Genomic DNA, 14,831 nt, shown 5'->3' on the forward strand with positions numbered 1-14,831 from the left:
TTCACTCAAACCTGTCATCCACCCCCTGTCTAACAATACGAAAAACTGAGGCGACAACTATCCTGACACAGGGGGACCGAGATGGCAATTGGTTAAGCCCCCCAGTGGTTAAAACGGAAGAAAAGATCACTGTTTTTAGGGATATTTGTTTATTTACTGAAGAGAAAAACGAATGACTAAATCAATAACTATTATCACTATTGGCGCGATACTATTACTCACTTCTGTACCCCTGGCATTTGCTCAGAGCGCAAACGAAAACAGGGCAAAAGCCTATATCGAAGCCGCTGAACATGCCTTGCAGCAAAAAGACTATGAACAAGCACTAGAAGCAGTAACAAAGGCACGGGAGTTTATTGGCCGAGATAACGCCCTGTGTAGTTCACTCAAAGTCAAAACATTAGTGGCGCTTGGTCGATACCCAGCCGCACAAAAAGAGTTGGATTTGTTTTACACGCTGCCATCATCACAAGAACTAATCAGTGAAATGGGACGCCTGCAATTAAAAATTGATAACGGGCCAACTTTTCAATGCAGTGGTAAAGCTAAAGGCGACTTTCCAAATGACTTGATGGGTTTCAAGGTAAACGATGACATATACCACACCACGAAAAGAACCGAGCCAATCGCTTTTACTGTAACTTTTTCACCAGAATCTAAAAAAATATGGAAAATAAAATCAATCTCTTTCAGTAAGAATGAACCAAAACTTGCCATTTTCTATAATACGCTATTGCGTGAGCCGATTTTATCCGACAACCCCAACTGCATCAATGTACAAAACAATTGGTTTTTAATTTCTTGCGATAAGAGAGGCTCGTCAGTTTTGGACCCTACCAACTATGATATTGCCATTTTTCCCACTAAAGAAACGGGACAATTTGGTAGCAGAAGTTACAAAGTTTTTGATCCAAAGCATGGTTACTTTTTCAATCGTATTTCTGCTAGTGATCTTACATGTAAACATATATAGCTTGAGAGTGTGGCATCATTTCACAAATAACCGTTGGCTGTATTGCATTAGAGCTGGCATAGTGCCATTCAGCTTCAAGCTGACACACCAATAATAGATGAAGACTTTAAAAACTTTTTTTAAGATCATCTCGGTACCGTCCAACGTTTTAGGCTTTCATCAACATAGCACGCATCCGTTTCTGGTCTGGCAATACGTTTATATAACACTGAACTACACATGGTTGGGTCGGCGTTACCTACCCCGCCAAGACGGGCGAAAACCACTTCACCAGAGTCACTAACATAAGCAAGCTGCGAAAGATAATAATCTGAAATGAAAGCAATCGGCTGGGGAAATTCATTACCAGATAGGTTAATAACCTCTTCGGTTAAGTAAAACGCATAAGATGAATGACCTTCTTCGCTTGTTACCAATACAGTGTATTTACCCTTTTCTGAGAGCCCCCATAACCACTGAATACTGCCGTCTTCGCGCTGAACATCAAGTAAATGCAGCTGATTATATTCATCTAACTGATAAAGCAACAAATCGTTACTTGTGTTATCCACTCCAATGGTGCTGGCACTGCATAATGAGGAAGAATTTTGGGGAATAGAAAAACACTGAAGTGTTAAATCTGTTGTAAAAGCAAGGGGATTACTACTTACACATACGCTAACATTGAATACAAAAAACATCACCCCTGGAAGGAATAACCTCATATATTTACCCTGCTGTTGCTTAATCACATCAAATTTATTTAGGCAATTTACTTATATTTTTGCCAATAAATATCTAACAAGTAAAAGCAATTAATTAACCTGCTACACAATCGTTAGCTCCCTGTTAACACTAATGTCCAAATAAACCAGCTCAATGCAAAAGTAACGCCTGTTAATAAGGCAAGAAACCATACTAAAAATTTTTTTTGGTCACGTTTTACTATAGAAAAACAAAGCGTCATTAATGGAAGTAAAATGATAGCCAATAGCAACAATGGCGGTAAGAATTTACCAACCCCAAAACGAATAGATAATACAAAATAAACACTGACAAAAAAGCTTGTAAGTAAGAAAACAACAAGGCCAGTTCTTAATTCTTGATAGGTTATCGCAATAACAACTAAGACAACGTACAAGACCAATGATAAATATGGCAGGTTGAGAATACCGGGTATATGCAACACAGATTCGGGAAATATTTGCCAAAGATCCACTACTATTCCTTTTTGTAAATGAATTCAAGCAATGCAATTATGCGTTGGACTACAACATTAACATCTGGCAACTTGTGAATTCAAAAATTTTGCGTTCATAATATTAATACATAGTGACTCAGTTCGTATCGATAAACCAGAAGGACTAAGTGCCATACTCTCAGTAACTTGAAAACGAGTTATTGGAAATTTCGCTGCCTGATTTCCTTCAAACGCCACATATCCCTCGTCACAAATTCCGTCATTATTAGGACCTGGAATTACGGCTCTAACGGTACGGTGCTCATTTTCTACGCAAAATTCAATAAAGACATTTTCGTTTGGTAACTCATTGTTAATATGAAAGCTCTTTATCTGCTCTAATGGGTATACTTCGTTCGATTCATTGATTGTTATGCTGATTTGTTTTTCTATCTCATTTGGCGGTAGCTGCTCAAAAACCTCATAAGCCGTTTGCCATTTTGCAGCCTCACCTTGCAATTCATACATCTTTAGTTTGGCAGCCAACACTTCACGCGATTGCGTTTCCATTGCTTCTATATAGTTAAAATATCGCATTGATAACAATAATTGGCAATTGGGCGACATTAGTTCCACTCTACTACTGCAATGAGCTTCCAGTACTTTTAACTCAGCAGAATCGTCGCCGTTTAGCATTGACAATGCAATTACCTTCAGAGCCCATATGGGGTAAATGTTTCTCTGAATATTTGATAGCGTATGTGAAGAGCTTCGAATATGATCAAAAAGATCAATTACCTGCTGATATTCCTGCTGATTGAAGAGCATTGCAATTTGTTGCCTAAGCTCAGTTAGTGGTATATTTTCTACATCCATCTTGTGTTACCTAATTTCCTTTGCCAATTTAGCTTATTACTACCAATAAGCGTGTATTTTCTATTTCTCTCCATTGCGAACATGGAAAGTACCTAAGAAACTCGGGCCCTACCAGAAGGCACTTTTTAATGACTGATAACGGGATTAAAGCGTGAATAATCTTTTATCTTCTTTACAATTTAGGGCATTTGGCTTAACTGCCGCGCGGTTTTTGCGTTAAAGTGAACAATCAACATTCCCCTTAAATTTTCAATATCACGCACGACATACCTATCAGCAGTTTCTGGCTGGCTAATAACCCATTCAATGTAATCAACAATGGTTTCAGGCTCACCATTTTATGGTCTGCTGAGTCGCGCCTGACATTCAGGTGAGTTAGAATTTCATCTTCCAGGTTTTTAACAATGTCTTTACCAGTTACATTTGCATTCACCAATGTAATACACAGTGAATTACTAATCTTCTCCATCTCAGGATTCGCAGGTAAAGAGCTTAGTGCATTATTACCCCATGCGCTAACGCTTGTTAAACTAAGGAGCAAGAGTACTAGGTTGATGGTTTTGTAAGCAACGTTGCTCATAGTATTATTTTTTCTTTGTGAATTGTTTTTGTTCGCTCGATTAAGCATAAACCGATTTAATCGTGTTGCAACTGTCTGCGTATCACCATAGTTAAACTCACTAACAAGTAAATGAGCAACCTGTTAAATAAAACACCTGAGGTGGGTAATTAAGGATTTAGGCTACAACAATGAAGAAAACCTCATCTTGCACAACAAGACCAGGTAAAAATCCAACCTCAAATTGCATTTTCATGAAATTAGCCTTTTGGGCATCTTTAAACCATTGATTTTTCGCTGTTGAAAGTCTCGATTTGTAATGCGTTGCTCAAATCTTAACTTTCTGCCGTTTCATTTGAATTGCTGTTACAAGGCTGTGTTTTGGCTTGTTTCAGTGCTGATTTCACCACTCATAAAAAAGCGCGGTTTCCCGGGCTCTGATTAATTTTGTTTGATTTGTTGTTTACAAAGATAGGTGCAAAATCGGGTACGGTTTTCCCTGGCCGTCTTTTTCTGAACGCCCGATTACGTTAAAGCCAATGTGTTGATAAAAACCCAATGCTTGTGGATTTTGTTCGTTCACATCAACTTTGCTGGCTTGTTGGTTTTGAATTGCATTGTGAGTTAACAAAGCTCCGATACCTTGTCCACGTACGCCAGGATCTATAAATAACATTTCGATATTACCGTCATGTACACCACAAAATCCGGTTATTTTTCCGGATTGACTGATGGCGCATGTTAAATCGACAGCATCAAAATAATGCTCAAGGATAAGTGGTTTTAACTCCTGAATATCAGATTCTGTCAAAAAATCATGGGTTGCTCTGACGGATGCCTCCCAAATGTCAATTAACGTTAGGTAGTCAGATTTAGTTGCGGCTTGGATTTCCATTGCTAAAGATTCCCTGGATTTTGATTTAAATATTAATCTCAATTGCTGATTGTGCCATCGTAACTGTCGGTTAAGAAGTGCCTGTATATCAATTAGATGTTAGAAAATGTGTTTTTCGGTGCTTACTCAGCTTGTTGTTTACAAGATTTGGAGATTTAGGCAAACATCAGCCAATATTCGGCATTCAGGAAATGGCTTTTTATCATTAGTATTCTCATAACAGAGCAAACAAGCATATGCGTCGGATAACACCTGCCTAATAAGGTATTTAATAATCAGGCTGATTAAAAACCCAACATGAGCCATATTGAATAATATCCCGTAATGCCCTTTAACTTGCCCTGCCCGACAACGAATCAACTCAAACAGGAGTGACTATGAAAACTATTGGTTATGCCGCCCAAAGCCCTGACAGTGCGCTTGCACCCATTCACTTTGAACGACGTGCCCTGCGCGCGAACGATGTGGCTATGGAAGTGCTGTATTGCGGTGTTTGCCACTCTGATCTGCATACGGCAAGGAATGATTGGGGCTGGACCCAGTATCCCAACGTACCGGGCCATGAAATTGTCGGTCGCGTTACAGCTATTGGCAGTGGCGTGAACCGTTACAAGGTTGGTGACACCGTCGCTGTGGGATGTATGGTAGACAGTTGCCAAACCTGTAATCACTGTCACGATGGTGAAGAGCAGTTTTGTAGCAGTATGATCCAAACCTACAATAGTCCGGACCTGCATGACGGCCAGATCACGTTTGGTGGCTATTCCAGGCATCTGGTTGTACGTGAGGAATTCGTATTGCGCGTGCCCGAAGCGTTAGATCTGGCACTCGTTGCCCCGTTATTATGTGCCGGCATTACCACTTATTCACCATTAAAAACCTGGAATGTTAAACCAGGTACCCAGGTGGGTGTCGTCGGCCTGGGGGGACTGGGTCACATGGCCGTTAAACTCGCTTCAGGTATGGGCGCCAACGTCACGGTGATCAGTCGAAGCGCAGATAAACAAGCCGATGCGCTGGCTCTGGGGGCTGATTCTTTTTTGGTTTCCAGTGATGCAGATGCGATGAAAACGGCCGCGTCAAAATTCGATATCATCATCGACACTGTACCGGTAAAACACGATCTGAATCCATACATGCCGCTGCTGGATGTAGATGGTACTCTGGTACTGGTTGGTCAGGTTGGCCCGGTAGCTGAAACCAACACGACACCGATGATCCTGGGCCGACGCCGCATTGCGGGATCATTGATCGGTGGTATTGCTGAAACTCAGGAGATGCTGGAGTTTTGTGCTGAAAAAGGCATTCTGCCTGAATGCGAAATGATCCGCATGGATGAAATAAACCATGCCTTTCAGCGTATGGAAGCCTCTGATGTACGCTATCGCTTTGTTATTGATATGTCATCTCTGGATGTCGCCTAATATATCAACTGAATGCAGGCCTGCCGGCCTGCATTTTTTTAAAAAGTGCCGCCTCGTTTAGCTTTTCATTAATACAAGTCAATATCTCACTCGCTTTCATTGCTTTATTACGCCTTGTTTATTTTAAAGGCGTCTGTTAGTTACGCATAACTGTCCTTTTGGATTTAACAGGCTTATTTTAACAGCGACATATTGCCGTTACCCCGTGGTTAGTGAAGCTATACGTTGGTCCGTTGAAAGCACCAACTCAACCAGTTTTTCCTGATTGTAATCGGCTTTTTTCATTAACTTTTTGATTTCCGGACCCAGCAATCTCAGGTTTGTGCGGCGCTTATCTGAAAACAAAAAAGCCGCAGCCCTGGTATAATACCCACCTAAACTTGTAAAAAACTGACGGGTAAACTCAACACCTGTAGTTTCAAACTCCGACATCTCAAACAGGTCCAGTTCCAACCATATTTTGATGGATTCAGTGGCAAAGTTATTCACATCATAAAAGCCAGGATTACTCAGATCCGCATCAGATAGGATTTTAGCCTCGCGCGACCCCACTTGTCGTTTTGCGATATTGTCTTTGTAGTCGATTGCCGTGCTATAGATACTGCAGGCTACGCTATCGATTACCGACTGACTGTAGCCAAGTTCAACCAGTTTCTTATAGGAGACATCAATACTGATCTGTTCGTGCTCCTGGCGCTGGATAATATTGCCGATATCATGCAGTGCCGCTGCTAAGCCTATACGTTCGTAACATTGGTCTGTGGGCGAAATACCATCAATAATGGCGAGTTTTAGGGCTACTGAAAGTACCCCTTTAACCGGATGAAAAGTATGGCAGACATTGTGAAAAAACAGCTTTTTTAGTTTGTCTTCGTTCTGTTGCAGATAGGTTTTTGCAAAGGCTACGATTTCTAAAAAGGATTCTGACTGAGGCAGATACTGACCATTGTTGTGGCTAAAGATATCCAGCGTCATGAATTCGTGCAAACTGGCGACGGGGTCCTGATTATTGGCGACGTAGTCTGCTGGCAGGAAAAAGCATGTTTCTTGATCTATTACTACGGGGCGCAGTGGGTAGGAAATATCTCCGAACATCTTTCTCCGCTGGGTTTAGTCAGAATTCGTTCTATTAATCATAGAGTTACCTCTCCGGTGTTGCAACATTTTGTTTACAAACCGGGTTAGCTGCAACGCCCTTATAAGCACTACTTGCATAGCAAAACAACAAATGGCCACAATCTTCGATTTTTAGCAGCTAAAACGGCCTGACAACATAGAATTAAAGCAGGTTATTTGCTAGGTTTAACACAGAAGTGTGTTGACCTTTACCGTACAAATTTACGCCAAGGCGCTGCTCTGAGTAGGCAAGTCATAGCGCTCTTGTATGCCAGAACTGCTTAGCGATAAGGTTAAGACACTGACTTTAATGCCCTATTTTAACAATTTCATCAGGCATTTAACGGATCTCACAAACATGTTCCAAATTGGCTGCTACCTAATCCAGGAAAAACTTTTCGAAAGTTCAGGGACCATTGTTTTTCGTGCGAAAAATACCCATTCCGCAAAAAATGGCTTTCCCGAAAGCGTTGTACTGAAGCAACTTAAATATGACTACCCTACCGCTGAACAGTTAGCCCGGTTCAGGCGCGAGTTTGAATTGACCAAAAAGCTTTCCGGTGCCGGGGTTATTGGCACCCACGAGTTGATCCGCCACGAAAACACGCTGGTTATGGTGATAGAAGATTTTTATGGGGAATCGTTAGCAACGGTATACAAAGAAAGGGCGATGCGTTTACCTGAATTCTGGCGTTTTGCCCTCAAGGTGGTGGATTGTCTGGCTGTCGTGCATGATGCCAAAGTTATTCACAAGGACATAAACCCTTCCAATATCCTGCTGAATACTCAAAACCAAAAAATAAAGCTCATTGATTTTGGTATTTCTATTGAACTGGCGTCGGAAAGCATAGACGCCGAAAAACCCGGTGTGTTGAAAGGTACATTAGCCTACATATCGCCGGAGCAAACCGGCAGGATGAACCGGGTGCTGGACTATCGCACGGACTTTTATTCTCTGGGTATTAGCTTTTATCAGATGCTGACCAATACCCTGCCGTTTGATGCAGACGATCCCATTGAGTGGGTACATGCCCATATCGCGAAAGTGCCAAAATCGCCTCATGAACACAATTCCCGTATTCCCAAGCCCTTATCCGACTTGGTAATGAAGCTCATCGCTAAAAATGCCGAGGATCGCTATGTCACGATTGCCGGCTTAAAGCGGGATCTGGAAATTTGTCGCCGGGAACACAGTACAACCGGTGATATCGGGCAATTTGTGTTGGGCGCCAACGATCATTCCGGTGAATTGAATTTATCGCAAAAAATATACGGTCGTGAACTGGAATTAGCCACCATGCTGGGCCTCTATGACAAGGTTGTGAATGGTCGCAAATCGCTGTTAACAGTATCAGGGGCTTCGGGAATTGGTAAAACCTCATTGATCAGGGAAATTCAAAAACCCGTAGTGTCACGGCAAGGTTATTATACCGAAGGCAAGTTCGATCAGTTTGAGCGTTCTACCCCCTACTCGGCCATTGTTCAGGCAACGACGTCTCTGGTCAGACAAATCCTGACGGAAAACCAGGAACAAATCGAAAACTGGAAATACCGTTTCCTTCAGGCCCTGGAAGGAAACGGACAACTGGTTATCGATGTCATCCCGGAGATGAAGCACATTATTGGTGAACAGCCCACCTTAGCTAACATTCAGGGAACTGAACTGGAAAACCGGTTTCATCGCACCTTTCAGCGATTTATGCGGGCAGTTTGTGACACAGAGCGGCCGCTGGTTATCTTTCTCGATGATATGCAGTGGTGTGATCTGGCCACCTTAAAACTGGTTTCGCTGTTACTCAACGATAACCACATTAAACATCTCTATCTGGTTCTGGCCTGGCGAGACAACGAAGTACTTGCAACACATCCTCTGGCACAATCGTTGGATGAGTTAAACAGTACCGATATCATTCGCAGCAACCTAAAATTAAGCCCGTTATCGGCGCAGGATATGAACCGCTTTATTGCCGACTCCACCGGCCTGGATTTGCAATCCTGTCGACAACTTGCCTCTTTGTGCTTTGACAAAACGCTGGGCAACCCCTTCTACCTGAATCAATTTTTATTGTCGCTTTACGATGCAGGACAAATACGATTCAGCCATGAGCGCATGCAGTGGACCTGGGATATTGCAACATTGGTGTCTGCCGACAGCACCGACAATGTGATTGATTTGATGTTAAAAAAAATGAGTAGCCTGTCAACCGACACCCAGGCCTTACTGCAGCGCGCGGCGTGCATCGGCAATCGCTTTGAGTTAAATACGCTGGCGACCATCAGCCACCAAACGCTGCAACAGGTGGCAAAGCAATTAATGGAAGCCCTTAAAGCCGGGTTCCTGGTGCCGGTTGATGAGGCATGGCTGTGGGCACAGTACCTGGACACAGATGTTCCCTTCTCCACCACTACAGAGCTGAAAAATCGGGCAGAGTATCGATTTTTGCACGACCGGGTGCAACAGGCTGCTCATGCTTCCATGTCGAAAGAACAGCGCAGCAAACTACATTTGCAAATTGGCCGCATTTTGAGTGAAAAACTGTCTGGCTCTGAACTCAACGAACGTATTTTTGAGGTGGTTAATCATTTCAACGTCAATATCGACGCCCTGAAAAACAGCCAGGAACGGCTAAACGTCGTGAATATGAATCGCCTGGCCGGTGAGCGCGCCCGTGCCAGTGCGGCATTTGCGACAGCGGCCGATTACTTTTCGGTGGCGCTCGGATTAATTAACGATAACGACTGGCAAACTAAAACCGATATTATCATTGGTATTTATCTGCAGGCTGCAGAAATCAGCTGTATCAACAACAGTTATGATGAAATGGCGGAAATACTGCAGGAATTAGAGCAACGTACCGCAGATAAATTTGCCAAACTGAGTGCCATGAAGATCAGAATTTTGGCACTGATTGCGCAAAACCGTTCTGATGAAGCGGTGGATGTTGGCCTTGCTGCCATGGCTTTGTTTGATATAGACATGCCCCGTCACCCCACTCAGCAAGACGTTGAACAAGCTATTACGTCTACCTTGCTGTCATTATCAGCAGTTGAGGATCATTTTTTAATAGCAGAAAACGACGCGCAGGGACCAGAAACACAAATTGCCCTGGATGTATTAAACGTGTTTGCGGCAGCGGCGTTTCGCAGCCAACCCATGCTATTTGCGTTGCTGGTTTGCAAAATGGTGCAATTGTCGGTAACCCGGGGCTGTACCGGTACCACCTCTTTTGCGTTTGCTACCCTGGGTATCCTGCTCTGCGGTTTAGTTGGTGATATCGACAAAGGGGTGCGTTACGCCAATGTTGCGCAACAGTTGGTGGCACGATTCTCTGCCACAGACATTGAAGTTCGCACTTTCTATGTTATCAAAACCTTTGTCGAAATTTGGAAAAAGCCCCTTGAGCATTCTATCAGAGACTTGCGCAGCAATTTTCAACTGGCATTAACCCGGGGCGATTTAGAATACGCTTCCATGTCAGCCATGATGGAGAAGGTGCATAGTTTTTATATTGGCCAAAATTTGCCGGACTTGCTGCAAGGCACAAAAGCCTATCTGGACAGCATTGAAGAAGCCGGACAAGAGGTATTTCACTATTACGTTGCCATGCTGTGTCAGACCATCACAAATCTGCGTGATCCCGGTCAGCAACCCTGGGTGTTAGAGGGCGACTTTTATCAGGAATCCAACAGTGTGCCGATGCACGAAAGTGTTGATGATCACACGGCCATGGCCAAATTGTATAGCTTTAAACAGTTAGCCGCGTTTTTATCGGAAAACTGGGCAGTAGCTGAAGAATACGCACAAAAACTGCACCCCCTTTTGCCGGGGGTCGTTTCCTCTATTTATTTGCCGCAATTTTATTATTGCACCAGCCTGAATCTGGTTATGCGCTACCGGGACACCGTGATGAGCGAAGAGCAGGTAAATGAACTTCGCCAGTACGCCAGTTTACTCAATGGCTGGGCCCAGGGATGCTCACACAATTTTGCCAGCAAAGCCTCGCTGGTAAAGGCTGAGCTAAGCCGCATCACCGCTTCATTTAACCTTAAAACGATCAAATTGTACGAAAAAGCCATCGAAGAGGCCCGCCTCAGTGGCATGCTCCATGAAGAGGCCATAAGTAACGAATTTCTGGGCCGTTTTTGGTTGCAATACAATAAGATTGAAGTGGCACAGATATACCTGAAACGCGCATTTCATCTATACGATCTCTGGGGCTGTGAAGTTAAGAAATTAAAGCTACTGGAAAATTTTGATCAGCTATTAGGTTTTGACTCAACCATAAAAACCTGGGAGAAAACCCCGACTACCGTTACCTCAGGTTATAGTGAAAGTCAGAACCTGGATCTCAATTCGGTAATGAAAGCGTCTCAGGCTATTTCCGGAGAAATTGTCAGAGAAAAACTGATCCACACCATGATGCTATTGGTTGTGGAAAATGCCGGTGCGCAAAATGCCACACTGTTACTGCGCAACAATGGTCTGTGGCAATGGACAGCGAAAGCGACCCTGGAAGACAAAAAAGTGGAATTGTTTGAAGATGATTTCAGCTTTATGACTGATGAAAGGTTGCCCCTGCAGGTATTGCAATACGTATTGCGAACACAACATGCGTTACCGATTCACAATGCCAGTGAAGATCCGCTCTGTGCTCAGGATGCCTATGTGATAAAGCATCGCCCCGAATCCATCTTGTGTGTGCCTATCTCACATCGCAGTGAAGTGTTGGGTTTGTTATATCTGGAAAACAACATACTCAGAAACGCGTTTACACCGGACCGCATTGAAATTATTCAGTTGCTGGCTTCGCAATTAGTTATTTCGATGGAAAATGCGAATTTGTATGCGGAGCTTGAAGCCAGGGTTCATGAGCGCACCCGCAAGCTGCACGAAGCCAACGAAAAACTGACGCTGCTGGCCACCCTGGACTCATTAACCGGCGCCTGTAATCGCAGACACTTTATCGAATTAGCGAATATCGAAATTGCTCGCGCCAAGCGCTCCGGGCGACCACTTGGCATAATGATGCTGGATATTGATCATTTTAAACGGATAAATGATGATTTTGGGCACGCCGCTGGTGATGAAGCGCTAAAAAAAGTAGTTAAAAATTGTATGGATACCCTGCGCCCGGGAGATTTATTTGGTCGAATGGGCGGTGAGGAGTTTGCACTACTACTGCCGGATACGGACATTGAATTGTGCCAGAATGTCGCGCACCGATTACGGACCTCCATCGAATCACTAGAGATCAATTGTCAGCCTCATCAGTTTTCAGTTACAGCCAGTATCGGCGTTTGCGGTTTTAACGGCAGCAATGATTCGTTGGAACAATTGCTCCATTGCGCTGATCAGGCCCTGTACCAGGCTAAGGATAAAGGCCGCAACAGAGTTGAAATTCACCAGGCATAAATCCCCTGCTAACTTGCAGGTGTGCCGGGTGGCACATTCGGGTGGGTTTTATATGCTACACTGTACAGAGTGCAAAAAAAGTTAGGATTTTTCTGTGCTAAATCCTTTGTCAGGGATTACATTTACAGTAGCTTGACAGAACACTATGATTTTAATGAAAAAAACTGCACTCTCTTGCGCAATATTCATCGCGTTTTTTAATGCCGGTGCGATTGCCGCCGATGACAATCTGAATACATCACCTGAACAATATGATATCGAAAACATTACTGTGTATGCGCAAAAACGCGCGCAAAAAACACAGAATGTCAGCGTTGCAATATCGGTGCTACAGGCAGAGCTCATTGAAAAGTTAAATCTGAAAGACACCACCCAGTTGTCGGCGCAAATTCCCAATGTAAAAATCACTGCCAACACTGGAGAAGGTGCTCCCCCGGTGGTTAATATCCGCGGGGTCGGCAGCCTGGACTACAACAATACCACCACCGCCCCCGTTGCCTTTTATGTGGACAACATTGTTGGTGGCTCGTTGAGCAATTCACTGCTTTATTTGTTTGATATGGAACGAATTGAAGTATTAAAGGGCCCGCAAGGAACGCTGTTTGGCAGAAACACAACAGGTGGCGCTGTGCTACTGACCAGTAAAAAGCCAACCTTTGACACCGAAGGCTATCTGACTGCCGGGCTGGCAAACCAGGCGCACCACAAAATCGAAGGGGTTTACAACACGGCGCTGTCAGAGCGCACCGCAATCAGAGCTGGTTTTAGTCAGCAGGACTATGAGTATTCTTCACATAATCTGGAGCCCGGTTATCCCCAGGCCGGAATGCGTCAGGACAATTTCAGACTGCAATTACAACACCAAACAGAAGATCTGTCGGTACTGGTGAAGCTACATGGCGCTGATTGGGACGGCAATGTAAAACCGGTCAGGAGCAAAGGCTATATCTCAGCGACAGGTGAAATTTGCTCACCGGAATTGGCCGGCACCACCGCCTGCACCGACAATTTTGGCTTTAACGTAGGCAGTAACGATTTTCATGCTGTGCGTCTTGATGACAATAGCCCTCATACTACAGAGCGTTTGGGGGCCAGTGTTGAACTTAACTACCAGCTTTCTGCACAACGGAGCTTTACGGCAATTTCCAGCATTAATCAGTTAGACAGATTGCATACCTTCAATTGCGACGCCAGCCCTGCCCGCCTGTGCGACGGCGATCTTGGCGTTGAAAATCAGGTATTCACGCAGGAATTCCGACTGAATCAACAGTTAGGGCAGCATTATTTAATCGCCGGATTGTTTTATCTGGATGAAGATATTGAACAGAAAAACCAGATTGATTTGTTCCGCGATTTCAGGGCGATATTAAATACCGGGCCTGTTCACTTTTTCTATGATAATCAGGTTTTTACAAATTCACTGGGGATTTATGGCCAGTTGGATTATCAACTCAATGACAGCCTGACATTAACAACTGGTTTGCGTTATACCCGTGAAGATATTGACTACTTTGCGACATCTCAGCTCAATGTGCCTCTGATGGCCGGGGATTTTACCGGTATCAATGTACCGGGTTGGCAAATACCCGGGAAAATAAAAGATAATAATCTTTCCGGAAAAATCGCGTTAGTGCAAAAATTGACAGCGCAAACCAGCCTGTACTACAGCGTTAATCGTGGCTTTAAAAGTGGGGGCTACAACGGCAGTCTGGCCTTTTCTGTCGATGAGGCTCGCCTGGCGAAATATGGTCCGGAGACGCTAACCGCCTGGGAAGTGGGCGTTAAATCCGGTGGCAAGGACTTCAGTCTGAATCTGGCTGCGTTTTATTATGATTACCAGGATCAGCAGGTTTTTATGAACCAACAATCTGCCGAACAATTATCAGCCCCCGCTCAGGTTTTAGACAATGTGGGTGAATCGGTGATTTACGGTGCTGAGGCAGATGTTACCTATTTACCCGGAAGTAACTGGCTGTTACAGGCTGGTATCGGCTACTTACCGGAAGCGAACCTGAAAGAGTTTATCAACATTCAGGGACAAACCATCAGGGATAACCGCCTGCCTTTCAGCTCAGAATGGAACGCCAACGGATTGGTAAATTACAGTACTGATACCGAAATTGGCACTTTGAGCTTTCAGTTGGAATTTGACTATCAATCTGCCTTCTATTTTGACCAGAATCAAAACCCACTTGCCCGCCAGAACGCTTATACACTGTGGAATGGCAGTGCGAGCTGGCAACGAGATAACTGGCAGGTGATGCTGTGGGTTAAAAACCTGACAGATGAAGAATACAGTCAGATCCACTTTGATATGGGCCCGACATTCGGTTTGTTACAGGATCTCAAAGGTGAAGCACGGCGTTATGGGGCAGAAATTAGCTATCACTTTTGATAAAAAGTGTGGCGCTGTTTA

The 14,831-nt window shown here is 44.0% G+C and carries 10 protein-coding genes; 4 read left to right on the forward strand and 6 right to left on the reverse strand.

Translation table 11 applies throughout. The annotated features are described in order from the left end of the window. Window positions 1–172: 172 nt before the first annotated feature. A complete protein-coding gene (locus tag AC0J20_RS07815; protein WP_473021263.1) occupies window positions 173–973 on the forward strand; it encodes a tetratricopeptide repeat protein in 801 nt (266 codons plus the stop codon). Window positions 974–1,098: 125 nt separating this feature from the next. Here AC0J20_RS07815 and AC0J20_RS07820 read toward each other — a convergent pair whose 3' ends face one another. The 5 genes from AC0J20_RS07820 to AC0J20_RS07840 form a co-directional block, all read right to left on the reverse strand. Beyond that, entirely contained in the window at window positions 1,099–1,704 is a 606-nt protein-coding gene (locus AC0J20_RS07820) for a hypothetical protein (RefSeq protein ID WP_473021264.1), read from the reverse strand. Between the two features lie 86 nt (window positions 1,705–1,790). Then, window positions 1,791–2,171, reverse strand: coding sequence for a hypothetical protein (locus AC0J20_RS07825; RefSeq protein WP_473021265.1), 381 nt, complete (start codon window positions 2,169–2,171; stop codon window positions 1,791–1,793). Window positions 2,172–2,228: 57 nt separating this feature from the next. Then, on the reverse strand, window positions 2,229–3,008 hold the full coding sequence (locus tag AC0J20_RS07830) for a hypothetical protein (RefSeq protein WP_473021266.1): 780 nt from the start codon (window positions 3,006–3,008) through the stop codon (window positions 2,229–2,231). Window positions 3,009–3,249: 241 nt separating this feature from the next. Beyond that, window positions 3,250–3,588 (reverse strand): hypothetical protein, encoded by a 339-nt coding sequence (locus AC0J20_RS07835; protein ID WP_473021267.1) that lies wholly within the window; start codon window positions 3,586–3,588, stop codon window positions 3,250–3,252. A gap of 442 nt (window positions 3,589–4,030) precedes the next feature. After that, a complete protein-coding gene (locus tag AC0J20_RS07840) occupies window positions 4,031–4,462 on the reverse strand; it encodes an acetyltransferase (RefSeq protein ID WP_473021268.1) in 432 nt (143 codons plus the stop codon). Window positions 4,463–4,839: 377 nt separating this feature from the next. Here AC0J20_RS07840 and AC0J20_RS07845 point away from each other — a divergent pair, with 377 nt between their 5' ends. Beyond that, window positions 4,840–5,886 carry an NAD(P)-dependent alcohol dehydrogenase gene (locus AC0J20_RS07845; RefSeq protein WP_473021269.1) on the forward strand — a complete coding sequence of 349 codons (1,047 nt, stop codon included), beginning with the start codon at window positions 4,840–4,842 and terminating at the stop codon, window positions 5,884–5,886. Window positions 5,887–6,084: 198 nt separating this feature from the next. On the opposite strand, the gene AC0J20_RS07850 is transcribed toward AC0J20_RS07845, so the two are convergent. Next, on the reverse strand, window positions 6,085–6,981 hold the full coding sequence (locus AC0J20_RS07850) for a hypothetical protein (RefSeq protein ID WP_473021270.1): 897 nt from the start codon (window positions 6,979–6,981) through the stop codon (window positions 6,085–6,087). Between the two features lie 379 nt (window positions 6,982–7,360). Here AC0J20_RS07850 and AC0J20_RS07855 point away from each other — a divergent pair, with 379 nt between their 5' ends. Together AC0J20_RS07855 and AC0J20_RS07860 are read left to right on the forward strand one after the other, a co-directional pair. Next, complete coding sequence (locus AC0J20_RS07855; RefSeq protein WP_473021271.1) at window positions 7,361–12,415, forward strand: diguanylate cyclase; 5,055 nt, start codon at window positions 7,361–7,363, stop codon at window positions 12,413–12,415. A gap of 154 nt (window positions 12,416–12,569) precedes the next feature. Beyond that, a complete protein-coding gene (locus tag AC0J20_RS07860; RefSeq protein ID WP_473021272.1) occupies window positions 12,570–14,810 on the forward strand; it encodes a TonB-dependent receptor in 2,241 nt (746 codons plus the stop codon). The last annotated feature ends 21 nt before the right edge of the window (window positions 14,811–14,831 follow it).

This window comes from Planctobacterium sp. R6 (assembly GCF_055755215.1).